At 59.5% G+C, this 23,551-nt stretch carries 28 protein-coding genes and 1 tRNA gene; 18 read left to right on the top strand and 11 right to left on the bottom strand.

All coding sequences use genetic code 11. The features are described 5' to 3' along the window. Positions 1–292: 292 nt before the first annotated feature. Positions 293–2,440 (top strand): glycosyltransferase, encoded by a 2,148-nt coding sequence (locus JK213_RS14855; RefSeq protein ID WP_249200698.1) that lies wholly within the window; start codon positions 293–295, stop codon positions 2,438–2,440. Here the strand turns inward: JK213_RS14855 and JK213_RS14850 are convergent. Then, positions 2,437–3,327, bottom strand: coding sequence for a rhamnan synthesis F family protein (locus tag JK213_RS14850; protein WP_194263004.1), 891 nt, complete (start codon positions 3,325–3,327; stop codon positions 2,437–2,439). The genes JK213_RS14855 and JK213_RS14850 overlap by 4 nt on opposite strands. A gap of 180 nt (positions 3,328–3,507) precedes the next feature. Between JK213_RS14850 and JK213_RS14845 the strand changes: the two genes are divergently transcribed. Further along, entirely contained in the window at positions 3,508–3,777 is a 270-nt protein-coding gene (locus tag JK213_RS14845) for an HU family DNA-binding protein (protein ID WP_194262948.1), read from the top strand. Between the two features lie 7 nt (positions 3,778–3,784). Here the strand turns inward: JK213_RS14845 and JK213_RS14840 are convergent. The 5 genes from JK213_RS14840 to JK213_RS14820 all read right to left on the bottom strand — a co-directional run bounded on the left by JK213_RS14840 (position 3,785) and on the right by JK213_RS14820 (position 6,504). Beyond that, positions 3,785–3,859: transfer RNA gene (locus JK213_RS14840), tRNA-Gln, on the bottom strand. 73 nt (positions 3,860–3,932) lie between these two features. Then, complete coding sequence (locus JK213_RS14835) at positions 3,933–4,622, bottom strand: TetR family transcriptional regulator (protein WP_194262947.1); 690 nt, start codon at positions 4,620–4,622, stop codon at positions 3,933–3,935. Between the two features lie 80 nt (positions 4,623–4,702). Then, on the bottom strand, positions 4,703–5,533 hold the full coding sequence (proC, locus tag JK213_RS14830; protein ID WP_228125589.1) for a pyrroline-5-carboxylate reductase: 831 nt from the start codon (positions 5,531–5,533) through the stop codon (positions 4,703–4,705). After that, positions 5,530–6,036 carry a YbjN domain-containing protein gene (locus tag JK213_RS14825; protein ID WP_194262945.1) on the bottom strand — a complete coding sequence of 169 codons (507 nt, stop codon included), beginning with the start codon at positions 6,034–6,036 and terminating at the stop codon, positions 5,530–5,532. Before JK213_RS14825 ends, proC begins: the two co-directional genes overlap by 4 nt. A gap of 177 nt (positions 6,037–6,213) precedes the next feature. Continuing rightward, the gene (locus JK213_RS14820; protein ID WP_099287288.1) at positions 6,214–6,504 is read right to left on the bottom strand and encodes an accessory factor UbiK family protein; all 291 of its coding nucleotides are present in this window, start codon (positions 6,502–6,504) and stop codon (positions 6,214–6,216) included. Between the two features lie 81 nt (positions 6,505–6,585). Here JK213_RS14820 and rfaD point away from each other — a divergent pair, with 81 nt between their 5' ends. Genes rfaD through JK213_RS14805 form a run of 3 tightly spaced genes read left to right on the top strand, consistent with a single transcriptional unit; the run spans position 6,586 to position 9,171 of the window. Beyond that, the gene (rfaD, locus tag JK213_RS14815) at positions 6,586–7,566 is read left to right on the top strand and encodes an ADP-glyceromanno-heptose 6-epimerase (protein WP_194262944.1); all 981 of its coding nucleotides are present in this window, start codon (positions 6,586–6,588) and stop codon (positions 7,564–7,566) included. Between the two features lie 26 nt (positions 7,567–7,592). Further along, positions 7,593–8,399 carry a prolipoprotein diacylglyceryl transferase gene (lgt, locus tag JK213_RS14810; protein ID WP_408869903.1) on the top strand — a complete coding sequence of 269 codons (807 nt, stop codon included), beginning with the start codon at positions 7,593–7,595 and terminating at the stop codon, positions 8,397–8,399. Further along, positions 8,392–9,171: a polyphenol oxidase family protein gene (locus JK213_RS14805; protein ID WP_194262942.1), complete on the top strand. Its 780-nt coding sequence runs from the start codon at positions 8,392–8,394 to the stop codon at positions 9,169–9,171. The genes lgt and JK213_RS14805 overlap by 8 nt, the downstream gene beginning before the upstream one ends. Here JK213_RS14805 and JK213_RS14800 read toward each other — a convergent pair. Beyond that, positions 9,129–10,322 (bottom strand): acyltransferase, encoded by a 1,194-nt coding sequence (locus tag JK213_RS14800; RefSeq protein WP_194262941.1) that lies wholly within the window; start codon positions 10,320–10,322, stop codon positions 9,129–9,131. The genes JK213_RS14805 and JK213_RS14800 overlap by 43 nt on opposite strands. Before the next feature lie 206 nt (positions 10,323–10,528). Here JK213_RS14800 and JK213_RS14795 point away from each other — a divergent pair, with 206 nt between their 5' ends. Beyond that, positions 10,529–11,404 carry an SDR family oxidoreductase gene (locus JK213_RS14795; RefSeq protein WP_194262940.1) on the top strand — a complete coding sequence of 292 codons (876 nt, stop codon included), beginning with the start codon at positions 10,529–10,531 and terminating at the stop codon, positions 11,402–11,404. A gap of 15 nt (positions 11,405–11,419) precedes the next feature. Here JK213_RS14795 and JK213_RS14790 read toward each other — a convergent pair whose 3' ends face one another. Then, on the bottom strand, positions 11,420–12,751 hold the full coding sequence (locus JK213_RS14790; RefSeq protein WP_194262939.1) for an MFS transporter: 1,332 nt from the start codon (positions 12,749–12,751) through the stop codon (positions 11,420–11,422). 198 nt (positions 12,752–12,949) lie between these two features. Between JK213_RS14790 and JK213_RS14785 the strand changes: the two genes are divergently transcribed. Both JK213_RS14785 and pth read left to right on the top strand, forming a co-directional pair. Further along, entirely contained in the window at positions 12,950–13,606 is a 657-nt protein-coding gene (locus JK213_RS14785) for a 50S ribosomal protein L25/general stress protein Ctc (protein WP_194262938.1), read from the top strand. 4 nt (positions 13,607–13,610) lie between these two features. Beyond that, on the top strand, positions 13,611–14,180 hold the full coding sequence (gene pth / locus JK213_RS14780; RefSeq protein WP_194262937.1) for an aminoacyl-tRNA hydrolase: 570 nt from the start codon (positions 13,611–13,613) through the stop codon (positions 14,178–14,180). Here pth and JK213_RS15985 read toward each other — a convergent pair. After that, on the bottom strand, positions 14,149–14,946 hold the full coding sequence (locus JK213_RS15985; RefSeq protein WP_228125575.1) for a CPBP family intramembrane glutamic endopeptidase: 798 nt from the start codon (positions 14,944–14,946) through the stop codon (positions 14,149–14,151). The two genes, pth and JK213_RS15985, sit on opposite strands and share 32 nt — an antisense overlap. A gap of 64 nt (positions 14,947–15,010) precedes the next feature. On the opposite strand from JK213_RS15985, the gene JK213_RS14770 reads away from it, so the two are divergent. The 7 genes from JK213_RS14770 (at position 15,011) to JK213_RS14740 (ending at position 19,891) form a co-directional block, all read left to right on the top strand. Further along, positions 15,011–15,487, top strand: a complete 477-nt coding sequence (locus tag JK213_RS14770; RefSeq protein ID WP_322783058.1) for a hypothetical protein — start codon at positions 15,011–15,013, stop codon at positions 15,485–15,487. Further along, positions 15,484–15,780, top strand: a complete 297-nt coding sequence (locus JK213_RS14765; protein WP_194262935.1) for a transcriptional regulator — start codon at positions 15,484–15,486, stop codon at positions 15,778–15,780. The genes JK213_RS14770 and JK213_RS14765 overlap by 4 nt, the downstream gene beginning before the upstream one ends. 125 nt (positions 15,781–15,905) lie before the next feature. Continuing rightward, positions 15,906–17,000: a redox-regulated ATPase YchF gene (gene ychF / locus JK213_RS14760; protein ID WP_099287299.1), complete on the top strand. Its 1,095-nt coding sequence runs from the start codon at positions 15,906–15,908 to the stop codon at positions 16,998–17,000. Further along, positions 16,993–18,261: a glutamate-5-semialdehyde dehydrogenase gene (locus JK213_RS14755; RefSeq protein WP_194262934.1), complete on the top strand. Its 1,269-nt coding sequence runs from the start codon at positions 16,993–16,995 to the stop codon at positions 18,259–18,261. The genes ychF and JK213_RS14755 overlap by 8 nt, the downstream gene beginning before the upstream one ends. 32 nt (positions 18,262–18,293) lie before the next feature. After that, on the top strand, positions 18,294–18,881 hold the full coding sequence (locus JK213_RS14750) for a nicotinate-nucleotide adenylyltransferase (RefSeq protein ID WP_249200694.1): 588 nt from the start codon (positions 18,294–18,296) through the stop codon (positions 18,879–18,881). A gap of 98 nt (positions 18,882–18,979) precedes the next feature. Beyond that, complete coding sequence (gene rsfS / locus JK213_RS14745) at positions 18,980–19,432, top strand: ribosome silencing factor (RefSeq protein ID WP_099287312.1); 453 nt, start codon at positions 18,980–18,982, stop codon at positions 19,430–19,432. Continuing rightward, positions 19,433–19,891 carry a 23S rRNA (pseudouridine(1915)-N(3))-methyltransferase RlmH gene (locus JK213_RS14740; RefSeq protein WP_194262932.1) on the top strand — a complete coding sequence of 153 codons (459 nt, stop codon included), beginning with the start codon at positions 19,433–19,435 and terminating at the stop codon, positions 19,889–19,891. A gap of 28 nt (positions 19,892–19,919) precedes the next feature. On the opposite strand, the gene JK213_RS14735 is transcribed toward JK213_RS14740, so the two are convergent. Next, positions 19,920–20,636: a CHAP domain-containing protein gene (locus tag JK213_RS14735; RefSeq protein WP_194262931.1), complete on the bottom strand. Its 717-nt coding sequence runs from the start codon at positions 20,634–20,636 to the stop codon at positions 19,920–19,922. 172 nt (positions 20,637–20,808) lie between these two features. Beyond that, complete coding sequence (locus JK213_RS14730; protein WP_099287303.1) at positions 20,809–21,159, bottom strand: RidA family protein; 351 nt, start codon at positions 21,157–21,159, stop codon at positions 20,809–20,811. Between the two features lie 153 nt (positions 21,160–21,312). On the opposite strand from JK213_RS14730, the gene JK213_RS14725 reads away from it, so the two are divergent. From JK213_RS14725 to JK213_RS14715, 3 genes are read left to right on the top strand one after another with little or no spacing between them, the layout of a single operon-like run. Continuing rightward, positions 21,313–21,963, top strand: coding sequence for an MBL fold metallo-hydrolase (locus tag JK213_RS14725; RefSeq protein ID WP_194262930.1), 651 nt, complete (start codon positions 21,313–21,315; stop codon positions 21,961–21,963). Between the two features lie 19 nt (positions 21,964–21,982). Then, complete coding sequence (locus JK213_RS14720; RefSeq protein ID WP_194262929.1) at positions 21,983–22,459, top strand: DUF192 domain-containing protein; 477 nt, start codon at positions 21,983–21,985, stop codon at positions 22,457–22,459. 7 nt (positions 22,460–22,466) lie between these two features. Next, entirely contained in the window at positions 22,467–23,435 is a 969-nt protein-coding gene (locus JK213_RS14715) for an NAD-dependent epimerase/dehydratase family protein (protein WP_194262928.1), read from the top strand. Positions 23,436–23,551: the final 116 nt, after the last annotated feature.

Here is a 23,551-nt window from a genome sequence, read left to right as displayed (position 1 = left end):
GGATGGGTGGGCCGGCATTCAGAAAGCCGTCACTCATCGCTTGCGGCGTTTGCAGCGGGTCCATGCTAAAGCGCAGAATGGTCTTCCTGAAGTGGGAGACGATGCGGAACATCTGCATCCCTATAAAGCTGCTTCCGGGCACCAGTCAGATAGATTGCAACCTAAAGTCTTGATTATCGCAGAGCTTAGTCTGCGACAGTGTGCCAAATACCGCGTTTGGCAGAAACGGGATTTTCTGACGGCGCTGAGCTGGTCGGTTCAGGTTGTTGACTGGCGCGATATTGCTGAGGCCATGTCTGCGCTGCAGCTTTGCACACAGGTTATTTTTTATCGGGTTCCCGGATTTGAAGATGTTCTGAAACTTGTTCAGGAGGCCCACCGGCTGGAACTGTCGCCGCGATGGGAAGTCGATGATCTGATTTTCGATGAAGAGGAATATCGCCAGAACGGGAATATCGAAACGCTGCCTGCAGCAGAACGCGATCTTCTGCTGTCCGGGGTGGTGTTGTTTCGCCGGTGTATGCTGGCCTGTGGCCGGGGTATTGCCTCGACCGAAGCGCTGGCTGGGGCCATGCGTAAGGCGGGTCTGTCGGATGTAGTGGTTCTGGAGAATGCTCTGGATGTGGAAACGCTGAAAGTTGCGTCGGCACTGCCGCGGCATTCGGGTTCAGAGCGTTTGTGGGTCTCCTATGGATCTGGAACCAACACCCACGATGCGGATTTCAGGCAAGCAGAGTCAGGTCTGCTGGCTGCGATGGCTGAAGAACCCCGGCTTTGCCTGAGGGTGATCGGCCAGTTGCAGCTTTCCCCGGCATTTGAGCGGTTTGGGGACCGGGTCGAACGTCTGACCGAACTCTCCTACGTTGATTATCTCAAAGCTCTGTCGCAGACGGATATTGCGATTGCGCCGTTGGAATCGACGCTGTTCAATGACTGCAAGAGCAACATCAAGTTTCTTGAAGCCGCGATTGTCCAGGTGGCCGCGATCTGCTCTCCACGGGCAGCCTTCCTGACTGTGGTGCGGGATGGACAGAATGGATGTTTGGCGGCGGATGCCGCAGCATGGCGGGACGCCTTTCTCAGACTGGCGCGGGACGACGATTACCGACGGTGTCTGGCGGAGGCCGCGTATGAAGACGTGATGGCCCGTTATGCGCCCGAGGCGATGGTGCAGACACAGGCCCGGCTTCTGTTCGGTGTTCCGGTCATTCGGGAAGCGCAGGACCTCAGGGTTCTTATGGCGAATGTCTATTTCGCTCCCCGGTCTTTCGGGGGGGCCACGATTGTGGCGGAGGAGATGGGGCGTCGGCTGGTGCGTAAAGGGGTGAAGGTCAGTGTTCTGACGTCTCGCCCCAGCGTTGCGGATCTTCCTGATGGCGATATTCGCTACGATGTGGATGGCATGACGGTTTTTGCCTCGGTTCTGCCGGATGATCAGGGTGGACTGGGGCAACTGGATAATCCGGCCATGGCGGCGAGGTTCTCGGAAATTCTGGAAGCCTGTCAGCCTGATGTGGTTCATGTTCATGCCGCTCAAGGACTTGGGACCGGGCTTTTGCGGGTGTGTCAGGAAAAAGGGGTTCCTTATATTCTGACGCTGCATGATGCCTGGTGGTTGTGTGAGCGCCAGTTCATGGTGCGCGCTGACGGGCGTTACTGTTTCCAGACGACCATTGACCCCGCTGTCTGTCAGGCCTGTGTGCCGGGTGCGCGGCATCTTGCGGATCGGGCAGTGGTGATGCGACAGGCCTTGAATGGCGCGGCTCTGTTGATCAGCCCATCGCAGGCGCATCGTGAGTTGTATCTGGCGAACGGGATTGCACCCGAGCGGATCGTGGTCAACCGGAACGGGTTTTGCTGGCCTGAGCGTCCGCGCAGGAAGCGGACTGCCGGGGCGCCGCTGCGGTTTGGGTTTGTCGGGGGGACAGAGGCCGTCAAGGGCTATGGTCTGCTGAAAGAGGCAATGCAGTCCCTGTCCCGGAGCGACTGGGAGCTTGTGTTGGTTGATAACAAACTCAATCTAGGGTTCCAGTCGATTTTTCCTGAAGACTGGTCTGTGCGGGGTCGGCTGCGTGTTGTCCCGGCTTATACGCAATCAGGACTGGATGATTTTTACGATCAGATCGACGTGCTGCTTTTCCCGTCTCAATGGAAGGAAAGCTACGGCCTGACGGTGCGCGAGGCGTTGGCACGGGATGTCTGGGTGGTGACGACCTCTCCGGGGGGGCAGTCCGAAGACGTGGTAGATGGGGTGAACGGAACCTGCCTGCCGCTGGATGGCAAAGCCAAGACGCTGGCCGAAGCTGTCTCGGCGTTGTTGGATGCGCCTGAACGCTTTGCAGATTACGCCAATCCTTTTCGGGAGCGGCTTGCGACCTATGATATGCAGGCAGACGAGCTTTATGGCTTTTTGAAACAGGCGTCCGGTCGAACGATCTAACGTCCGAGGAGCAGCGCGGTGAGGACATGGCGTCGGTCTTCGCTGGCGAGTGCCTGAACTGCGCGGGCTCGCAGGCTTGCCCGAGCAGAGCGGTTGCGGGGCGGTGTTGCGGCCAGATAGGCCGCGATCCAGTCCGGATTAAAAAACGTTGGATCGGGGATTTCCGCGCGCCACAGGTGGATGGAGGCGATGCCGCTCGGATTGTCGCGCAGAAGCTCTGTTTTGATGAACGGGGCATTGCCCGATTGCAGGACGGTTCGCCAGTCCGCATGCATGGGATTAATTGCTAAAAGGCGGGCCAGACCCCGCGTGCTGCTCCAGGAGGCTCCTGTGGAGAGACCGGCGGCCTTGATGGCTAGTCCGAGGCCGAGTTCTCCGTGCAGGACGATTTCGTCCTTGGTCATGTCGTTGAACGGCTGGTTAAAAATGCGCTGGATCGCCGGATGATGCAGGGCGTCGTGCGTCATGCACAGGAACCATGACTGGAGATGGGACACGACTGCCTCTGAGCGGACCATACCCCAGACCTGAAACTTCTTTTCTCCCATCCGGTTCATGATGGGACGCAGAGGGAGGAGAGGGCCGAAGACGCTGTCATTGGTGAAAAGAATTTCTGTTGCGTTGTCCGCATATCCCTTCGAGAGCAGGAACTGCCACGCTCCGAAGTCCAGTCCGGTATTGGGGCGGGGATGGACAGCCGCGGGGATTGGAGCGGCGGGGTTTGCAAGATCGTCCCGCAGGAGCTGGGCTGTGGCGTCCGAGAGGCCTGAGGCTGCGATATGAATTGTGAAACCGCAGGAGGCGATCTGGCTGAGGAGATGCCGTGTGTGTGGCGCGAGTCTGACGTTAGGATTGTAATAGGCAAACAGGCAGACACGCATTGGTATTGACCCGCTGGGGAAAGAAAGAAACGTTAAATTTATGATATTATGATTGTTTATGAGCTGGATCTATATGAAATATTATGACACCTCGGAAAGGTGGGCCATTCGCCCGTTAGTTCGCGTAAGCAGCATTTCTGTACCGGAAAGACCCGATCTGTACTGAGTAAATCCGGAGTTTCATTCATGAGCAAAGCTTTTCTTGCCGCAGTTCTTCAGGATTCCATGAATTGCACCGGTGTGGTTGCCCAGAGGGCCGTCAATGACATGATTGAGGCGATTATCGAGGAATTACGGGAAGAAGGGGGATTTACGCTGCCGTCTTTCGGAACATTCACGGTTTGCGAAACCAGAGCACGGCAGGCCGTTAACCCGAGAACGGGAGAGGCTGTGGCGGTTTCTGCGGGGCGGACCGTGCGGTTCAAGGCCAGTCCGGGGCTGAAGCAGTCTGTCTGAAAGAGAGTGGCTGGGGTGGGAGGATTCGAACCTCCGCATGGCGGAATCAAAATCCGCTGCCTTACCGCTTGGCTACACCCCAATCGATGCGCTTCTTTGGAAGCGCATGCTTTTGGCCTTCTAGTCCGAACCGGTTGCCTTCGTAAAGTCCGAAGTCAGGATTCCAGTTCAAGATCATGATCGGGCAGGCCGGTTGTGTTCAGGGCCTCGTCCATTTTGCGTCGTGCTGAGGGTTTGAGAATGCCGTAACGCTCTGCACGATCCAGCGCGCTATCAAGGGCGGCCATGGTGGCGGCCAGATCCGGGCTCTCGTCTTTTTCCCAGGCCCGCATGGCATGGGCCCAGACAGCGGCCAGAGCATTGATACGCAGGACACCACCAAAGCCCGTACAGTCGATCCCGGCAGCCTCTGCCAGCCATTTCATGGAATCAAGAGTGGTGCCGGCCAGAAAGGCAGCCAGAGCAGGGTCGTAGGGCAGGGCCTGAAAAACAGCACGGACGCCTTCGCGATATTCCTGAAAGATATCGAAACGGCGCATGATCAGGTCGAAGAGATATTCCCGCAGCGTGCCGCCATTGCCGTCGTCACGCAGGGCGCTGGCATCGGCCAGACGCCCGAGCTGTAGCAGCAGAAGGGCTTTGACGGGGTAGCGTTTGCGGACCGTCTCGACCGGAAGGTCGGCGTCCCGGGCGGCATCCACGAGCGAAAAGCGGTGCCAGCCTTCGCTTGCAGCCAAGGACAGGGCGGACTGGAGAAGGGCGGCGTCGAAGGCTTCCTGTGCCAGATCCGGCGGACCACTCAGTGCCATGTCGTCGGATTCAAAGGGGTCCTGCCGTCCGTCCATACGGGTCTCCTGTCGAAAGCTTCTGGTTTATGGTGGGAGCGTTGCGGTCTGCCGACAAGCTCTCTCCCATAAAGAAACCGTCAGCCAGCGAGTTCGTCGGCCCGTTTTGTAGCAGCGTCAATAGCTTTTGGAACTGTTTCGGGCCAGGCATCGGGTTTCATGAGGACGGCCAGAGCCGCGGCGGTGGTGCCGTTGGGGCTGGTGACGGCCTTGCGGAGGTCTTCGGCGCTTTCTGGCAGATCGTCGAGCATGCGTCCTGCGCCATAGATTGTTCCACGAGCCAGACGTCGGGCGACATTTGGTGCCAGACCATGTTGCTGCCCCGCTTTTTCCAGAAGTTCGGCCAGCAGAAACACATAGGCGGGGCCGGAGCCGGAAATGGCGGTGACGACCGACAGATCGTCTTCGTTCTCGACCGGGACGACGTCTCCGACCGCAAAAAGTAGATCGTGACAGATGGATTTCTGCTCAGGAGTGGCGGCGGCTGAGGCATAGAGGCCGCTGATCCCGGCACCGACCGAGGAAGGGGTATTGGGCATGGCGCGCAGGATCGGAATGTCCGCGCCTGCAAGTCGCGCAGAGTCCGAAAGTGTCTCGCAGGTGCGTCCGGCCATAACGGAGAGAATGGCGGCACCGTTCATGCGGGGCCCCAGAGCCTTTCCAAGAGCATCGATCACGATTTCGGCAACGCTGGGCTTGACGGCGAGGACGATGATGTCGGGTTGAAAATCGGCAGGGATTTCGGCGGCTGTCCGGACGATGGTGACCGTATCGTCCGAGCCGGTTCGGTGTCGGTCGAGGACGACGAGGCGTGGCGGTGTGGGGGAGGCGAGCCACCCGTCGAGCAGCGCGCCTCCCATCTTGCCGCACCCTGCAAGAAGGATTGAAGGGACGGAGGATGGCACGGTCAGGCGTCTCCCACACAGTCGAGCATGGCGGCGTCTATGGCCTCCTGCGGTGTTTTTCCGCCCCAGAGCGCGAACTGGAAGGCGGGATAGAATCGCTCACATTCGGACATCGCGATTTCCACGAGGTCTTCCATGCTTTCGCCGGGCAGCGTCTGCACACCGCGCAGCAGCAGCGTATGTCGGTAGGACGGGGTGCCTGTGTCGGGATCGACGGCGAAATGGCCGATCCAGAGGCGGTTATTGGCAAGGGAAACGAGTTCGTGGACGGCCGGACGGCGCTTTGCGGGGGAGCGCAGGTCCATGATGCAGTTCAGATGCAGGGCCGACAGTTCGTCGGACCATGTGAAATACAGGGAATAGTCGCACCACTGTCCGGGGGCCTGGGCGGCCATTTCGGAGGGGCCGAGGCGTTCAAACTCCCATTCATAGAGGCCCATGACCTGTTCCATCAGGTCGAGCGGATGGGATTCTGTTTCATTGGTGAGTGAGGTGCTCAGGGCAGGCATGGCGGGTCTCCCAAGGCCGTGGAGCCTGACACCGGCCTGGCGCCGGTGCGGCGCTCCAGATGTCTGCGGCCGGAAGCGAAAAATCCGCTCCCGACATCAATACGTTATGGAGCCTTTGCCCTGGGTGCAAGCATTACGTGTTACAATAACTACACCGTCTGGGGTGACTGTTGCAGATTAGCCCTGCGGGCCGCCTTTTTCTTCGGTTGCGAGTTCTTCGACAGCGGCGAGACGCGATTCGATTGCGGCCAGACGCTGCTCGGCTGCGTCCTGTGCCATGCGCGCACGGGTTGCCATTTCCTGTACCGCGTCAAATTCGTCACGGCGGACGAGGTCGAGGCTGTTGAGGATTTCGTCCACGCGGGTGCGGACGATGGCATGAAGCTCCTCGCGGGCGCCGGTCACGGCGGAAAATGCGTTACCGGCGAGGCCAGCGAGGTCGTCGAAAAAGCGGGGTCTGTCAGCCATGATGAAGTTCCTGCTGTTCTGCGGCGTGTCGTGTCGGGCGCGTCGCTTGGATCGTTATCGGGGGCAGACTATACAGGAAGGATGATTATCGTCACCGGCGGGGCCGGATTCATTGGTTCGTGTCTTCATGCCGCCCTGCGTCGCCGGGGCTTGCGGACGGTTGTGGTTGACCGGCTCAGGGACGGGGTAAAGTGGCGTAATCTGGCGTCCCATGCGCCAGATCGCATCATCACGCCTGATGAGTTGGAAGGTTTCCTTGCGTCCGAACCGGATGTCGAAGCCGTGTTCCACATGGGTGCGATCAGCGCCACGACGGCGCGGGATGGAGACCTCGTCTGGTCGAGCAACGTGGCCCTGTCGCAGATGCTGTGGCGTTGGTGCGCGGCGCGGGGTGTGCGGATGATCTACGCGTCGTCTGCTGCGACGTATGGGGCAGCGGATCGGCCGGAGATGTTCCGTGACGGGCTGGAGGGTATCGACAGCCTGAGGCCGTTGAACCTGTATGGTTGGTCCAAGCAGGCGTTTGATTTGTGGGTGAAGCGGGAAATCGAAGCTGGAGCGGCTGCGCCGCCGCAATGGGCCGGACTCAAGTTCTTCAACGTCTATGGGCCGAATGAATACCACAAGGGGTCAATGATCTCTGTCGTGAAGGTCAAATACGACGAGGTCGTGCAGGATCGTGCGGCAAAGCTGTTCCGCTCGGATGTGCCGGGACTGGCTGACGGGCAGCAGCAGCGGGACTTCATCTGGGTCGGGGACGTTGTGAACGTCATGCTGTGGCTGTTCGATCAGCCTCAGGTCAGCGGGCTGTTCAACTGTGGAACCGGCGTGGCGCGGAGTTATCTCGATCTGGCACATGCGGTCTGTGATGCTGCGAAGCGGGCGCGGGATGTCGAGTTCGTAGACATGCCCGAGAAACTGCGCGGGCAGTACCAGTCTTTTACCTGTGCGGATATGAGTCGACTGCGCGCTGCGGGTTATGATGCGCCGTTTACGTCTCTTGAAGATGGAATCGGGCAGTATGTGCGCGACTATCTTTCCCGTTCCCACCCCAATCTCTGAGAGCCGATTCCGTGAGCCATCCTCTGATCTTTCCTGATTTTGATCCGGTTGCCTTTCATGTCGGCCCTCTTGCGGTGCGCTGGTATGCGCTGGCTTACATGGTGTCGTTCATCATTGCGCTGCCGATTGCGAAGCGTCTGAACCGTCTGTCGCCGGAAGTGGCGACGAAAGAGCAGGTCGATGACTTCCTGTTCTACGCCATCCTCGGCGTGCTTCTGGGCGGGCGGCTGGGTTATGTCCTTTTCTATCGGCCGATGGATTATTTTTCGCATCCGCTGGAAATCTTCAAGACGTGGGATGGCGGGATGTCGTTTCATGGCGGGGCGCTGGGCGTCATTCTGGCGCTGGCCTATTTCAGCTGGAAGAACCGTTTGAGCTTTCTGGCCTTTGCGGACCGGATCGTGCCGGTGGTGCCGATCGGGCTTGGGCTTGGGCGCTGTGCGAATTTCGTGAATGGGGAGCTATGGGGGCGTCCGGCGTCTCCGGATCTGCCCTGGGCGATGATTTTCCCGACGGGTGGGCCGATTCCGCGTCATCCTTCCGAATTATATGAAGCCCTGACCGAGGGCGTGCTCCTGCTATGCGTCATGCTGTTTGCGGCCAGCCGTCCGGCGGCGCGGGAGCGGTTCGGGTTCCTGTCGGGGCTGTTCCTGTTCGGCTATGCCTGCGCACGGAGTTTCTGCGAGTTTTTCCGTCAGCCGGATGCGAATATCGGGTTCCTGTCCGGCGGCACGACAATGGGGCAGTTGCTGTGTATTCCGATGGCGCTCGCGGGGATGGGGCTCATGGTTTATGCGATGCGTCGCCCGGCGCAGGTTTCGGCACATGTCTGAATCCGTGCTGACGGGATCGGTTTTCAAGGTGCCGCACGGGTTCTTTACGCGGCTCGGAGGGGTGTCGCCAGTGCCCTATGACAGCCTGAACTGTTCGCTGTCTTCGCAGGATGATCCGGCGAATGTGATGGAGAACCGGGCGCGGGTGGCGCGGGCGATCGGGGTGGGACCGGATCATCTGCTGGGGCTGAAGCAGACGCATAGTGACATCACTGTGCCTGTGACGGCTGAGACGCCGCTCTGGATGGCCGGGAGCGGGCAGGTCGGCGATGCGCTGGTGACGGATCGTCCGGAAATTGGCGTGGGCGTTATTACGGCGGATTGTGGGCCGGTGCTGCTGTCTTCTGAGGATGGACGGATCGTGGGGGCGGCCCATGCGGGTTGGCGTGGCGCTGCGGGTGGAATTCTCGAATCCGTGGTGGCGCAAATGGTGGCGCTGGGGGCAGTGGGGATTCGGGCTGTTGTCGGGCCTTGTATTGCACCGGCGAGCTATGAAGTCGGGCCGGATATGCGCGATGCTGTTCTGGCTTATGGCGCGGAGGGGGAAATCTTTTTCCGTTCAGCGCCTCGCGCCGGGCATTTCCTGTTTGATCTGCCGGGCTATTGCGGGTTTCGTCTGGAACAGGCCGGGGTCCGGACCGTACAGATTTTGGGTGTCGATACGCTAACAGACCCGCGTTTCTTCAGCCATCGCCGCCGGACCCTCGCGGGCGGCGGGCATATCGGGCATCAGATTTCGGCGATCCGCCCGCTGGCCTCCCCACTGGCCTGAGGGCGGCGTAGGCCGGATTTCTCCAGCAGCCAGCGATCGGCGGGGCGTGAGAGGAAACGGTCCACGAGAGCGCCAAGGCAGAAGGACAGGCCGAGGGTCGGGATGAACCAGACCCAGCCGAACGTCCAGTTTTCGCCAGTGGCCTTGAACAGGTGGACCATTGGCATGACCACGAACATGTGGCTGAGATAGATTTCGTAGCTCAGTCTGCCCCAGTGGCGTGGCCATGCCAGAAACCGGCTTGCGGTCGCTTTGCCCCAGCCGTTGTAGAAGGCGAGCAGCAGGGTCGCGCAGGATATTGTAAAGAATAGCGGGGCGCCGTAATTCAGGGTCTGCCAGAGGATATGGCTGTTCAGCAGATAGAGCCCGACACCGAATGTTCCGGCCCAGCCTATCCATGGCGTGAGACGCGCCAACATGGCAGGGGGCATCCGGTGTGCGAGCAGGGCTGTGCAGACGCCCATGGCGATTGCGGAAATGCCCGGTCCATAGGCTTCGTCCTGCCAGATGTCCGAGGCGTCCTGGATCTGCCACTCCGCAAATGGGAGGGAGAGGGCTAGCAGCGCGAAAATGCAGACAAGCAGTCCGGGGCCGATCAGTTTCGGAATGCGTCCACTCAGAAGACAGAGGATCGGGAAGGCCAGATAGAACAGTTCCTCGACCGATAATGACCAGAGTACGTCCCAGTTGGCCGGGAGGTAGTTCGTTCGGGCTTCGTAGAGGTTCAGATGCATGAAAAGGGTGGCGAAAATGGCGCCGGGCAGAGTCTGGCCCTCATGGTGGAAGAGGAAGTCAGGTGCTCCCGCGAGGTTGAGCGCGGCGAGAACTCCTAACAGGACCAGCAGGCATGGCAGGATTCGGCAGACGCGACGTCCGGAAAAGGCGAGGATGTTGACGCCGCCCAGACTGCCCCAGCGCCGCATTGTGTGATCGGTGATCAGGAAGCCTGAAATGACGAAGAAGATTTTCACGCCCTTGGCGCCATCCCACGTCAGGGCTTTCAGTAGAAAGGCTGGGGAAACTGCGGCAAGGTCGGTGTGCATCAGGGGAATGCGCAAAGCGAGGTGATGGATGACGACGAGGATGATGGAGAGGCCTCTGAGGAGGTCTATCCCCGGATTGCGCTGCGCACCTGTCGTGACTGTCTGCACCTTGAGATCCCATTCTGCGAAAGCGGAACGTTTCTGTAATGGAAATCAGGCATCATTCCGTTCGGATTGCGGCAGATGGTTAAAAAGAGGCTGAAGATGTCCTCTGGACTTCTATTTTGTCTTTGGGGAGGAAAATTTCTGAACCCGTCCGGAAGACGCGCCGTTAAGGAGGCAACTCTGTTCCATGACGACACAGGAGTGTTTCCATGCCAGCCGATCCCCGCACCTGCTATCCGCGCCCACCTTTCAAAGGTCAGACGCAGGCTTTCCCCGGTCTTTCGGAGAAGATGGTTCCGAAGCCTGATTATGGGGAAAAAACCTATAAGGGGTCCGGCAAGCTGACGGGACTTGCGGCTCTGATTACGGGGGGCGACTCCGGTATCGGTCGGGCTGCGGCACTGGCTTTTGCCCGCGAAGGGGCGGATGTCGCGATTTCGTATCTGGAGACGGAGACCGATGATGCTCGGGATATTAAGGCCCAGATTGAAGCTGAAGGCCGGACCTGTCTTCTGTTGCCGGGTGATATCCGTGAGGCAGCGCATTGCCGCGAGATGATCCGCAAAACCGTTGAGGCTTTCGGAAAGCTCGATATTCTCGTGAATAATGCGGCTTTCCAGAAAGCCCGCGCAAAGCTGGAAGAGATTTCAGACGAGGAGTGGAAACACCATTTCTCCACGAATACGGATGCACTATTCCATCTGACAAAAGCTGCATTGCCGCATCTTCAGGCAGGTGCATCCATCATCAATACGTCTTCGGTCAATCTCAAGACGGCGCCAGAGCTGCTGGTACCGTATTCCATGACGAAGGCGGCAATCGCGAATTTCACGTCCAGCATGGCGCAGCAGCTCGCCGGACGAGGCATCCGGGTCAATGCGGTGATGCCGGGTCCGATCTGGACGCCATTTATTGTAACGGGCATGCCGGAAGACGAACAGGAACATCTCGGTTCCGATGTGCCTTTGGGCCGTCCCGGGCAGCCCGCTGAACTGGCGGGTGCATATGTCTACTTCGCCGATCCGCTGAACAGCTACACCACGGGCGCGCTTTTGGCAGTAAACGGCGGTGTGCCGATGATCTGAGATGGACGCCTGAGTTCAGCTCTTTGCAAACGCCTGCTCGTTGTCGAGCGGGCGTTTTTCTGTTCTGGGACCGAAGAGGAGCGTGACTGTGGCACCGGACAGGAGGATCAGGGTGGTCAGGCCGAAAACGCCGGGAAAGCCGGCCAGCGGGTAGAGCCAGCCGATCAGGACGGGCGAGGCGATGGCGCCGAGACGGGCGATGGCGGACGCAAGTCCCATGCCACGGGCACGCAAGGCGGTCGGGAAGAGTTCGGGAGTGTAGGCGTAAATGCCGCCGAAGGTGCCGTTCATGAAAAAAGACAGCATCATGCCGAAAATCAGGACTTCGATGGGGGTCTGGCTGACGGCCATGCCGATGGCGCTGAGTGCTCCGGCGACCATGAACAGCGCCACGGTTCCGCGTCGTCCCAGACGGTCGGTGAGCAGGGCGGCGCAGGCATAGCCGGGGAGCTGGGCGAAATAGATCGAGATGGCGTAACCGAAGCTGCGGGTGACGGTCATGCCGCGTTCGATCATCAGGGTCGGGATCCAGGTGAAGAAGGCGTAGAAGCTGAATGTGATGGCCAGCCACATGGCCCAGCTCATGAAGGTGGAGCGCCGCAGGTTCGGGGCAAACAGATCCCGGATCGGGCGCAGAGAGGGCGCGCCACGGTCGGTCGTGGTGGTCAGGCCGACCGCAAGGCCTGCACTCTCCTCGATGTCGCCGACGATGCGGCAGGCTTCTGCCGTTTGGCCGCGCTCGTCGAGCCAGCGGGGCGATTCAGGTAGGGCGCGCCGCCACCACAGCAGCATGAGGACCGGAAATCCCGTCAGGGCCAGAGCCCAGCGCCAGCCATCGTCCATGGCGGGGACAAGCATGAATCCCAAAAGTGCTGCCGTGACATAGCCGAAGGAATAGAATCCGGTTAGGGCTGCGGTGAAGGCGCCCCGATAGCGAGCGCTAACGAACTCACTGAGATAGGGCGCGATGATGGTAGCTTCCGCACCTGCGCCGATCCCGGACAGCAGGCGGCACAGGAAGAAGGCGGTGAAGGAGGACGATCCGGCGGAGAGCAGGGAGCCGATGGCATAGATGGCCAGTGCGCTCATCATGACGCGGCGGCGGCCCGACCGGTCTCCCCACCAGCCGGACAGCAGGGCGCCCAGCCCGTAGCCGAGATAGGTCGCGCTCCCCAGTAGTCCCAGCGCCGGGCCGCTCAGATGCCACTGGTTTTTCAGCATGGGTAGCGCAAAAGCGACAATCGCAGAATCGAGGCCGTCGAACGTATAGCCAAGGCCGCCGAGGAACAGCAGTTTCCAGTGAAAGCGGGTAAAGGGCAGGCATTCGATGCGGGCGGCGATGCTCATCGGTGGGGATATCTGCCGGAAACTGTGGAAACGGAACGCAATCGTAGCGGTCGCGGGATGGGATGGTCCAGAGGGGCGCAGCGGGGCCGTTGAGTCCGAAAATGGTTGTATCGGTGGCGGTTTTCCGCTACTCCGCGCCTCGCACAGGCACCCCTGGAGGTCTGTGATGAATGAAATTCAATACGCAGGAGCGTAATAGTGGCTAATTTGACGACACTTGCTGTCTCGACGCGTGCGAAGGCTGGTAAGGGGGCAGCGCGCGCTACGAGACGTGAGGGCCTGGTGCCGGCCGTGATCTACGGTGGCAAGGAAGAGCCCTCCATCATCGCACTTGATCCGCGCGTGATCATGAAGGAACTGCATCGTGGTGGCTGGTCCTCGCGCGTGTATAACCTTGCTGTCGAAGGCGCAGAGCCGGTTGCGGCCCTGATCCGCGACGTGCAGCTGCACCCGGTTTCCGATGCCCCGATCCATGTGGACTTCCAGCGCGTTACGGCTGGCACCAAGATCCACGTCGAAGTTTCCATCGCTTTCGTTGGCGAAGAGAAGTCCCCGGGCATCAAGCGTGGCGGCGTTCTGAACGTTGTGCGTCATTACATGGACGTGCAGGCTGATCCGGCGAACATTCCGGAGCACTTCACGGCAGATCTGAGCGGTCTTGAGATCCACGACAACGTGCGTTGGACGGATCTTAAGGGCACCGAGGGTGTTGTGCTGACAGGTGGCCAGAACACCGATGTCGTCATCGCTTCCATCGCTGCGCCGACGGTTGATGCCGAAATGGAAGCCGAAGCCGCTGCGAAGGCCGCTGCTGCTGCTGAAGCCGCTGCCAAGCCGGGCGCAAAGAAGAAGTAATGTCATGAGGCTCTGGACCGGTCTCGGCAATCCCGAGCCGGGGATGAGCCGTCATAGACACAATATCGGCTTTATGGCGGTCGATGAGATCGCCAGGCGCCACGGTTTTTCGCCGTGGCGCAAGCGCTTCCGGGGGGAGACCTCCGAAGGCGTCATCAGGGGAGAGAAGATTCTGCTCCTCAAGCCGATGACGTATATGAACCTGTCGGGCGACAGTGTTCAGCAGGCCGCGCAGTTCTTCAAGATCGTGCCGGACGATATCACCGCATTTCACGACGAACTTGATCTTGCTTTCGGCAAGCTGCGCATCAAGCGTGGCGGCGGTGCCGCCGGGCATAATGGTCTGCGGTCCATGGACAAATGTCTGTCAGGGCCGGATTACTGGCGTGTGCGGATGGGAATCGGTCATCCGGGACACAAGGACCGTGTGACGGGGCATGTGCTGGGTAATTTCGCGAAGGCGGAAGAGCCGGAACTCGAGCGCTGGCTTGAAGCCATGGCTGATGCGGCACCCCTGCTGGCCAAAAAAGAGCACGAAGCCTTCATGACAAAGGTCGCCCTGCTGGCGGCGTAACAGCGCTCCGGCTGAAATGGCCGGTCAGGGCCGGTCTGACGAACAAAGCGATGACGTCCATCAGGGCGTGGAATCCCATCAGCCAGATCAGGGGTGTTCCGTGGAGGGCGCGGAGCATGAAAATTAGGCCGATGATCGTCGTGATCAGCACGCCTTTGCGCCCCTGATACCAGTGCATGCCTCCGAACAGCAGCGTTGAAAGCACCGCGCCGGCAATCAGACTGCCGGTGAGCTGGCCTGCGAGCAGGGGAAGGGCCAGACGGAAGAAAAGCTCTTCCCCCAGACCCGCATTCAGGCAGAGCAGAAAAGCCAGCCCGGCTTCGGGCAGGGTGCGTGGGATCAGGGCGGAAAAATCGCCAAGTGGGTTGAGAAGTGCGGGTCGTTTCAGCTTGCGGAGCAGAATGAACACGCCCGCGAGGATCAGAAGCCCGCAGGTGAATCCTGCGAAAAATGCGGGTGACATTTCAGGAGGCGTCGTGCTGGCCGGTGTCACCGGTGCGGACAGACGCAACTGGGCAAAGGATGTGGGCTTCAGGGATTCGGGCAGGAACCAAAGCGTCACGAGACCCCCAAGATCGAAAAGCATGACACTCTGCAACAGCCATTTCAGATAGAAGCGGCGTCGTTCCTGAGTATGGAGGGTTGTGCGGAAGATTTTCCAGTCCTGCATTCCCCTGCGGCTGTGGTGCGCGCAGGCGGCCAGCAGGAATGCGAGCCAGAGGATTGCCAGAATTCTTGCTGCGGAAATGCTGTGCAGGATTGTCATGAATGGGTTCTCTTTCCATATTGGAAAGTCAGATCATCATTTTCCATATTGGAAAGTCAATACCGTGCAGCAGGATGGATTCGAAACGACGCATGTGAGCAGGCGAGACGATGCGCGTGCGCAGCTGGAAGCGCTTGATGCTTTCAGGAGCAGGCTTCCGAAAGAGCTGGCTTGTCCGTGGTGGAATGCGCCCGTCATGGGTGGGCTTCTGGCGCTCCTCACTTTTGCGATGAGTCTGGACCCGCCTTTCGTTTTTCTGCTGGAAGGGCTGTGTGTCGCCTTGATGGGCATTTTCTTTGTGCTTGCGCGGCGGCGGATGGGATATTTCGTCAATGGGTACCGTCGGGGACGGACCCGGAAGATCGCAATCGGCATGATCCTGGCGGTTTATGCGATGATGGCGTTGTCCGGAGCAGGGGAAAGGGTGTTTCATCTGACGTGGCTGCCGTGGATTGCGACTCTGGGCAGTTTTGCGATCGGCTATGGGGTGGCGCTGCTCTGGCGGAGGGTCTGGCAGGCTGGTATGACGGCGCGGTTGTGACGGCTCTTCCCCAATTCGATCCTGTTATTCATCCTCCGGTTCGGTTGCAGCTTGCTGCGGCTCTGTCGGAAGTGAGTGACATGGAATTCGGTCGGGCGCGGGATCTGCTGGGTGTGAGTGACTCGGTCCTGTCCAAGCATCTCGCCCAGATGCAGGAGGCGGGCTATGTGCGGTTGCGCAAGGCGCCTCTGGGGGGACGGCAGCGAACCTGGCTGGTTCTGACGGCACAGGGGCGTGCGGCGCTGAAGGCGCATGTGCGGGCTTTGCAGGATCTGGCGGGAATCGTGGGCTGAAAAGCCTGTTTCGCGGTGGGAAGTGGTTGTGAGCCTCCTCTGTTTCTGCGAACACAGGGCGACGGATTTTTCTGGAACGGGTCGTTCGCGTCCGAGCGGTCTTTTAATGATGATGGAGAGCACGAATGGGTTTCAATTGCGGCATCGTTGGTCTGCCCAATGTTGGCAAGTCCACGCTGTTCAATGCCCTGACGGAAACGGCGGCTGCACAGGCTGCGAATTACCCGTTCTGCACCATCGAGCCGAATACGGGGCGTGTGGCCGTGCCGGATGCGCGGCTGGATGAACTGGCGCGGATCGGCAAGTCCATCCGCAAGGTTCCGACAAGCCTTGAGTTCGTGGATATTGCCGGTCTGGTCCGGGGGGCATCCAAGGGCGAAGGGCTTGGGAACCAGTTCCTCGCCAATATCCGCGAAGTCGATGCCATCGTGCATGTGTTGCGCTGCTTCGAAGACGACGACATCACCCATGTTGAAGGTGGGGTCGATCCGGTCCGCGATGCCGACATCATTGAGACGGAATTGATGCTGGCGGATCTAGAGAGCCTTGAGAAGCGCCAGATCGGGCTTCAAAAGCGCGCCCGCGGCAACGATCGTGAGGCACAGGCCCAGCTTGAATTGATGGAGCCTCTGCTCGCGGCGCTGCGGGACGGCAAGCCCGCGCGGACGGCTGTTCCGAAAGGACAGGAGGTAGAGGCATCCCGTCTTCAGCTTCTGACGACGAAGCCCGTTCTTTATGTCTGCAATGTTGAGGAAGCCTCGGCCTCCACCGGCAACGCGTTTTCGGAAGCCGTACGCAAGCGCGCGGAAGCCGAGGGTGCAGGCGTTGTCGTGGTGTCGGCTGCCATTGAAGCGGAAGTCAGCCAGTTGCCGCATGAAGACCGGACGGAGTTTCTGGACGGTCTGGGCCTGACGGATAGCGGGCTGGATCGTGTGATTGCGGCTGGTTATAAGCTGCTGGGTCTGCGGACGTATTTCACGGTTGGGCCGAAGGAATCGCGGGCCTGGACGATTACGGCCGGGACGAAGGCACCTCAGGCTGCTGCTGTCATTCACAACGACTTTGAACGTGGTTTCATCGCTTGCGAAACCGTGGCTTTCGACGACTATGTGGCCTGCAATGGCGAGGCCGGGGCTAAGGAAGTCGGCAAGCTGCGGATCGAAGGCAAGGAATATGTCGTGCAGGACGGTGACGTGCTGCTGTTCCGCTTCAATGTCTGAGGCGGGAGAAGACGTCGCCCGGATTCTGGCTGGTCTGGCGGAGAAGGCTCGTCGGGCCAGCCGGAGTCTGGCGCGCACCAGCGAAGACACTCGCAATCTTGCGCTTTCCGAGGCTGCAAAAGCTTTGCGGGAGCGGTCTGGTGAGATTGTTGTAGCCAATCAGCAGGATCTGGCCGCCCTTTCTGAAGACCGGAACGCTGCTTTCCGCGACCGTCTGACCCTGACGACTGAGCGGATCGAGGGCATGGCGCGTGGTCTGGAAGATGTTGCACGTCTGCCGGACCCCGTGGGGCGTATTCTGGCGGAATGGGACCGGCCTAATGGTCTGCATTTTCGGCGGGTTGCGACACCGCTTGGCGTGATCGGCATGATTTACGAGAGCCGTCCGAATGTCGGTGCGGATGCGGCGGCGCTGTGCATCAAGTCGGGCAATGCCGTGATTCTGCGCGGGGGCGGGGAGAGCCTGCATTCGGCGCGCGCGATTCAGGCCGCGATGGAAGATGGATTGCGAGCTGCCGGGCTGGATGAAGCCTGTGTGCAGATTCTGCCCTCTGCCGATCGTGCTCTGGTGGGGGCCATGTTGCAGGCTTCGGGGCAGATTGATCTGATCATTCCGCGTGGTGGCAAATCCCTTGTGGAGCGGGTGCAGCGCGAAGCCCGTGTTCCGGTTCTTGCCCACGCGGATGGTCTGAATCACACCTATGTTCATGCAAGCGCTGATCCGGCCATGGCGCGGAAGGTGCTGCTGGATGCGAAAATGCGGCGGACGGGCGTCTGCGGGGCCACGGAAACGCTGCTGATTGATGCTGCGATTGCGCCGACACTTCTGCCGCTTCTGGTTCAGGATCTGGGGGCGAAAGGATGCGCGTTCCGGGCTGATGATCGGGCCCGCGCGATTGTGCCGACGCTTGAAGCCGCCTGGGCTGACGATTTCAGGACGGAATGGCTGGATTCGGTGCTGTCGATTGCCGTTGTGGACGGGGTTGAGGACGCTCTGGATCACATCGCCCGGCATGGAAGCTCGCATACCGAGGCCATTATTGCCGAAAATGCAGAGGCTGCGGCTGAGTTTCTCAACGGGACGGACAGTGCGGTTGTGATGTGGAATGCCTCCACGCAGTTCTGTGACGGTGGGGAGTTCGGATTCGGGGCGGAAATTGGCATTGCGACGGGGCGCATGCATGCGCGCGGTCCGGTGGGGCTCGAACAGCTCACATGCTATCGTTACGAGGTGATCGGCACCGGACAGGTGCGGGGCTGAGCCGTATTCCGACGTCTGGCGACGGTCGGACCATGCGGATCGGCCTGCTGGGCGGGTCTTTCAACCCAGCCCATGCCGGTCATCTTATGGTGGCGCGGCGGGCGTTGCGGGCGCTGCGGCTGGATCAGGTGTGGCTCATGGTCTCGCCGGGAAATCCGCTCAAGTCGGGCAAGGGAATGGCGCCGTTCAGGGTGCGCCTTGCGTCTGCGGAGCGGATTGCGGATGGGCGGCGAATCGTTGCGACCGATATCGAGTCCCGTCTGGGGCAGCGTTTCACCGTCAAAACCGTGGCCTTGCTGAAGCAGCGATTCCCCCATGTCCATTTTGTGTGGTTGATGGGGGCGGACGGGCTGGCGCAACTCTCGCGATGGAAGCGCTGGCGTCGGTTGGCGGCGATGGTTCCCATAGCCGTCGCGCCCCGTCCGGGAAGCGTTTCGCCTGCGCTCAGAGGGGCTGCGGCGTCTGTTTTACGGCATCAGAGACGCCCTTCGCGGGAATCTCCCGTGCTTGCGGAGCGAAAAGGCAATGCATGGACGTTCCTTTCTGCGCCGCAGAACGATATATCGGCTACAGCGTTGCGTGAGTCCGGCCAGTTTCGTCCGGAGTCCGATCAGGAGTAAAAACCATCACCAAGACGACCTCTCCCGAATCGCATGCCAAAAAGCCTGTGCGCCGGAAAACCAGCTCCCCCGATGCGGCACTGGCCGAGGCTGCCAAGGTGCCGGGAACGGCTCGCAAGAAGGCTGCTGTTGCCGGACCGAAGAAAACGGCCGTCAAGCGCGAAGCCGTGCAGCCGGACGTTCTGACCAGCATGCTGAGCGTCATCACCGCGAGTCTGGATGAAGACAAGGGTGAAGACATCGTTGTTCTGGATCTTGTCGGCCGTGCGAATTTCGCAGACCGCATGGTCATTGCGACCGGTCTCGCTGACCGCCAGATCTCTGCGATGGCGCATCACATCGAGAAGAAGCTCAATGAGATCGGCATCAAGCGTATCCTGATCGAAGGTGCGAATGGCAGCGACTGGGTCCTGATCGACGCCGGTGACGTTGTCGTTCATCTCTTCAAGCCGGAAAGCCGCGAGCTTTATGGTCTGGAGCGGATGTGGGGCACGGATCTGGATGGCAGCGAAAACGAAGTCGCGGTCGGACAGGGCGAAGAGCAGGACTGAATGAAGCTGGTCGCAATCGGTCGGCTCAAAGCCGGGCCGGAGCGCGAACTGTTCGAACGTTATGCGGGCCGGATCCGGCCCGCCCTGACGGTGACGGAACTCGCGCCGTCAAAAGGCAGCGTCCAGGAGCAGAAGCGCAAGGATGCTGCGGCTTTGCTGGGCGCCTGTCCCGATAATGCCCTGATCGTGGCGCTGGATGAGGGTGGAAAGACGCCTGACAGCCTGCGTCTGGCGGAAATGCTGTCTCGCTGGCAGGAGTCAGGCCGTCCCATTCATTTTCTGATTGGTGGTGCTGAAGGGCTGGATTCGAGTGTGATCCAGCGGGCCGAGTCCGTGATTTCCCTTGGGAAACTGACCTGGCCTCACATGCTGGTCAGGGTTCTGATTGCCGAACAGGTTTTCCGGGCTCAGGCCATCAATACCGGCCATCCCTACCATCGGGAATCCCGACCGGATTGAGTGGCCGAGTTATATTTTCCTGATTATATCAGCGAATCGAACGGTCTGGCGCGTCCGAGGTGAAGGCATCGTCCGGCGCTTCGGCAACTTCGGTGCTGAGCATCGGATGGCTCAGGGCGTCGGAGCTGTTCACGACAGCACTGTGACGGAAACCCGAGGGGCTCGAGGCGCGGGCCAGCACAACATGCGGGGCCGGATTGCGGTCACCCTCATCGGAATGTGGGTAGATGAAGCCGTATGTCGGGTAGATACTGCCCAGTCGGCCGCTACGATCATTGAGGCTGACGCGGACGGCGCTCCAGTCGTTGTTGGGAGAAACGTCAACGACGCGGACATTGTGCGCGATGCCGTTCGAGGCCCAGTGTGACTGGTCGATATAGATCGTGCGGCTGTCTTCAACCGAACGCACGACGGCGACGTGGCCGAGTGGCATGCGGCGGATCGCCCGGAAATTCAGGACCGATCCGGCCTGCGGTGCAGAGCCGCGTGCATAAACGCCAGCGGCATTATACCACCAGTCCCGCGCATTGCCGTGCAGTTCGACCTCAGAGGCCGTTTTGGCATAGGCGACGCACTGAATGACGTGAGCATAGGCATGATGGTGGCTGCTGGAACGGTGGCTATGGAGAACGGACCGTCCGTGATGAGCCGAACTGTGACGGGCCTGAGCCTGTCCTGAAAAGAACGCGACAGCGGAGAGCGCCAGAGCGGAGAGAAAGGTTTTCCGGCAACTTTTATGCTTCACGATCTTTAGGATCCTGATTGGTTGTGTGTTGTTCGGGTTACAGGGAGGTAACAACCTTCCTGCAACCCTGACAAGAGCAGAATGCAGACCTGTGTGTTAAATTTTCATTTCCATGGAAAATCTTTTTGACACCACATCCTGCTGCATTCTCGCCACAATCGTTCGGGTCAGATCATTTCGTTGTTGTGAGCATGATCTCGACAAGAATTTTTGGGTCGGCCATCACGGCCTGAACGCAGGCGCGGGCGGGAGCGGCGTTTTCCGGAAGCCAGGCGGACCAGAGCGTGTTGAGCGCAGCGCGGTCCGCGATGTCTTTCAGCCAGATCTGGGCCTGCAGGATACGGGTGTTGTCGGTGCCGTGTTCTTCAAGGATTTGGTCGAGCTGATCGAGAACGCTGCGGGTCTGTCCTTCGATGCCTTGTGACAGGTCTGCTGCGACCACACCCTGCGTGAAAATGAAGCCGTGATATTCGACAGCCTTGGACAGGATGGCGTTGGGTTCTGTGCGGATGATGCGGCTCATGATGACACCTTGGTCTGGAGAGGAAAGGGCGAGAGTGACCTTCCTGCGAAAGCGGGTCAATGATCTGCGCGATACAATCCTTCCGGTTGACTTGTCGTGCGGAGACGGAGTCTGTATCGCCACATCAGAACGGATCGTCTGGAAGGAGGAGTGATGACTCCTTTGTATGCGAAGCGGGTGCCGGTTACGCCCTTGCGGCAGAACTGCACTATTCTCTCAAATGACGCAGGCCGTGCTGTTGTGGTGGACCCGGGTGGGGATGTTGATGACATCCTTCAGGAACTGGGTGACATGTCTGTCGAGGCCATTCTCCTCACACACGGTCATCTGGATCATGCCGGTGGGGCCGCTCCCTTGAAGAGAGTTCTTGAAAAGCGGCAAAACCAGAGCGTTCCGGTTGTAGGGCCGGATCGGCGGGACGAGTTCCTGTTGCAGAGCATTACGAAACAGGCTGCTGCTTTCGGGATTATCGGTATGGAAAATGTGGTTCCCGACCGCTTCGTTGAAGGCGGTGAGGTTCTGCATTTTCTGGGACAGGACCTGCATGTGGCGCATGTCCCGGGTCATACTCCAGGACATGTCGTTTTCGTGGACCGCGACAATAGGCGCGTTCTGGCAGGGGACACGCTGTTCCGCGGAACGGTCGGTCGTACGGATTTCGCTTATGGAGATTCGCGCGCCCTGATTGACGGAATCCGGACCCATCTTCTGAGCCTGCCTGATGATACCGTGGTTCTGTGTGGACACGGAATGCCGACGACCATCGGCGAAGAACGTCGGGCCAATCCGTTTCTGATTTCCTGAACCTGAAAGTCATACCTTCATGCGAACTTTAAGTTTTGTGCTGCTGGCGGCTCTTGGACTGAGTGCCGGTGTTGCCAGAGCAGAAGATCCGATCACGCAGGCTCAGGCGCGTCTGCCAACGAATAGTCTGACGATCACGACCCGTGATGGGCAGAAGCACGTTTTCACGGTGGAGTTGGCCAAGACCTATCGTGAGCAGGAAGTCGGGGAAATGTTCCGTAAGCACCTGCCTGAGAACGAGGGGATGCTGTTCATGTGGCCAGCGCCGCAGGTGTCGGACATGTGGATGCGCAACACGCTTGTGCCTCTGGATATCGTTTTCATTGATTCCACGAACCACATCCACGCTATTGCGGAAAATGCCGTGCCTTTGAGCGAGGCTATTCTGCGGAGTGATGGTGTGGTTGCGAACACGCTCGAACTGGCGGGCGGTGTGACCGCGAAGCTGGGAATTCGTGTCGGAGATGTGGTTTCCAGTTCCGCTCTGAAACACTGATGGTCCTGTGAAGATACTGGTTACCGGTGTTGCCGGATTTATAGGGTTTCATGTTGCTGAAGCCCTTCTGAAGCAGGGAATGGATATCGTTGGGATTGATGTTCTCAACGACTATTATGACCCTTCCCTGAAAATGGCGCGGCTAAGTCAGCTCGAGCATCATCCGAAATTCAGTTTCGTGAAAGTGGATGTGGCCAACCCGCAGGCCATGCAGGACGTTGTTGGGCAACATCCCGATCTGGAAGGCGTCATCCATCTCGCCGCTCAGGCTGGTGTTCGATATTCGCTGATCGATCCCTATTCTTATGTGACGGCGAATGTGATGGGGCAGGTTGCGCTTCTGGAAGCGTGCCGAGGCCTGAAAAAACTGACGCATGTCGTGTATGCGTCTTCGTCCTCGGTTTATGGACGCAATCAGGAAACGCCTTTTCGGGAAACGGATCGGGTCGAACAGCCGAGTTCCCTGTATGCGGTCACCAAGCGTGCGGCCGAACTGACATCGGAATCCTATTCGTATCTGTATGGCATTCCACAGACTGGCCTAAGATTCTTCACGGTTTATGGCCCGTGGGGACGGCCTGACATGGCCTATTACGGTTTTGCAAAGGCGATCTCAGAAGGACGTCCGGTCACTCTCTATGAAGGAAAGGGGCTTTCACGCGATTTCACCTATATCGATGACATTGTCAGAGGTGTGGTGAAGGTTTTTGCAAAGCCGCCGGAAGCCGGAGTGTCACGTCTGCTCAATCTTGGAGGGGACAGACCTGAAAAAGTGACGCGGATGATCGCATTGCTTGAGAAGGATCTGGGGAAGAAGGCTCTGGTCGAACGCCATCCCCGTCCTGTGGCGGATATGGAATCGACATGGGCATCTTTGGAAAAAGTGAAGGAATTGTGCGGGTGGGAGCCTGAAGTTTCCTTTGAAGACGGCATGAGAGAGTTCGCTGTCTGGTTCAAGAAGTTCCACGGAATCTGATTTTTTCACAAAAATGCAATTTTCCTGTTGACCCCCTCCGATCTCCCCCGTATAAGCCCGTTCACCGACGCAGCGGGGCCCACTTCGAGGGGTTCTGGAGCGGCGGGGATGATGGT

Origin of the sequence: Gluconobacter sp. Dm-44, from assembly GCF_018256175.1 — a bacterium.
Taxonomy (GTDB): Bacteria; Pseudomonadota; Alphaproteobacteria; order Acetobacterales; family Acetobacteraceae; genus Gluconobacter; species Gluconobacter cadivus.
Note: the sequence above shows the minus strand (reverse complement) of the source record. Positions and strands in the feature narration are given on the sequence as shown.

Excerpts from the sequence above, each read along its gene's own strand:
- JK213_RS14855 (WP_249200698.1), top strand. The coding sequence starts at position 293 with ATGTCTGCGCTGCAGCTTTGCACACAGGTTATTTTTTATCGGGTTCCC.
- JK213_RS14845 (WP_194262948.1), top strand. The coding sequence starts at position 3,508 with ATGAGCAAAGCTTTTCTTGCCGCAGTTCTTCAGGATTCCATGAATTGC.
- JK213_RS14835 (WP_194262947.1), bottom strand. The coding sequence starts at position 4,622 with ATGGACGGACGGCAGGACCCCTTTGAATCCGACGACATGGCACTGAGT.
- JK213_RS14825 (WP_194262945.1), bottom strand. The coding sequence starts at position 6,036 with ATGCCTGCCCTGAGCACCTCACTCACCAATGAAACAGAATCCCATCCG.
- JK213_RS14820 (WP_099287288.1), bottom strand. The coding sequence starts at position 6,504 with ATGGCTGACAGACCCCGCTTTTTCGACGACCTCGCTGGCCTCGCCGGT.
- rfaD (WP_194262944.1), top strand. The coding sequence starts at position 6,586 with ATGATTATCGTCACCGGCGGGGCCGGATTCATTGGTTCGTGTCTTCAT.
- JK213_RS14805 (WP_194262942.1), top strand. The coding sequence starts at position 8,392 with ATGTCTGAATCCGTGCTGACGGGATCGGTTTTCAAGGTGCCGCACGGG.
- JK213_RS14795 (WP_194262940.1), top strand. The coding sequence starts at position 10,529 with ATGCCAGCCGATCCCCGCACCTGCTATCCGCGCCCACCTTTCAAAGGT.
- JK213_RS14790 (WP_194262939.1), bottom strand. The coding sequence starts at position 12,751 with ATGAGCATCGCCGCCCGCATCGAATGCCTGCCCTTTACCCGCTTTCAC.
- pth (WP_194262937.1), top strand. The coding sequence starts at position 13,611 with ATGAGGCTCTGGACCGGTCTCGGCAATCCCGAGCCGGGGATGAGCCGT.
- JK213_RS15985 (WP_228125575.1), bottom strand. The coding sequence starts at position 14,946 with ATGACAATCCTGCACAGCATTTCCGCAGCAAGAATTCTGGCAATCCTC.
- ychF (WP_099287299.1), top strand. The coding sequence starts at position 15,906 with ATGGGTTTCAATTGCGGCATCGTTGGTCTGCCCAATGTTGGCAAGTCC.
- JK213_RS14755 (WP_194262934.1), top strand. The coding sequence starts at position 16,993 with ATGTCTGAGGCGGGAGAAGACGTCGCCCGGATTCTGGCTGGTCTGGCG.
- JK213_RS14750 (WP_249200694.1), top strand. The coding sequence starts at position 18,294 with ATGCGGATCGGCCTGCTGGGCGGGTCTTTCAACCCAGCCCATGCCGGT.
- JK213_RS14740 (WP_194262932.1), top strand. The coding sequence starts at position 19,433 with ATGAAGCTGGTCGCAATCGGTCGGCTCAAAGCCGGGCCGGAGCGCGAA.
- JK213_RS14730 (WP_099287303.1), bottom strand. The coding sequence starts at position 21,159 with ATGAGCCGCATCATCCGCACAGAACCCAACGCCATCCTGTCCAAGGCT.
- JK213_RS14725 (WP_194262930.1), top strand. The coding sequence starts at position 21,313 with ATGACTCCTTTGTATGCGAAGCGGGTGCCGGTTACGCCCTTGCGGCAG.
- JK213_RS14720 (WP_194262929.1), top strand. The coding sequence starts at position 21,983 with ATGCGAACTTTAAGTTTTGTGCTGCTGGCGGCTCTTGGACTGAGTGCC.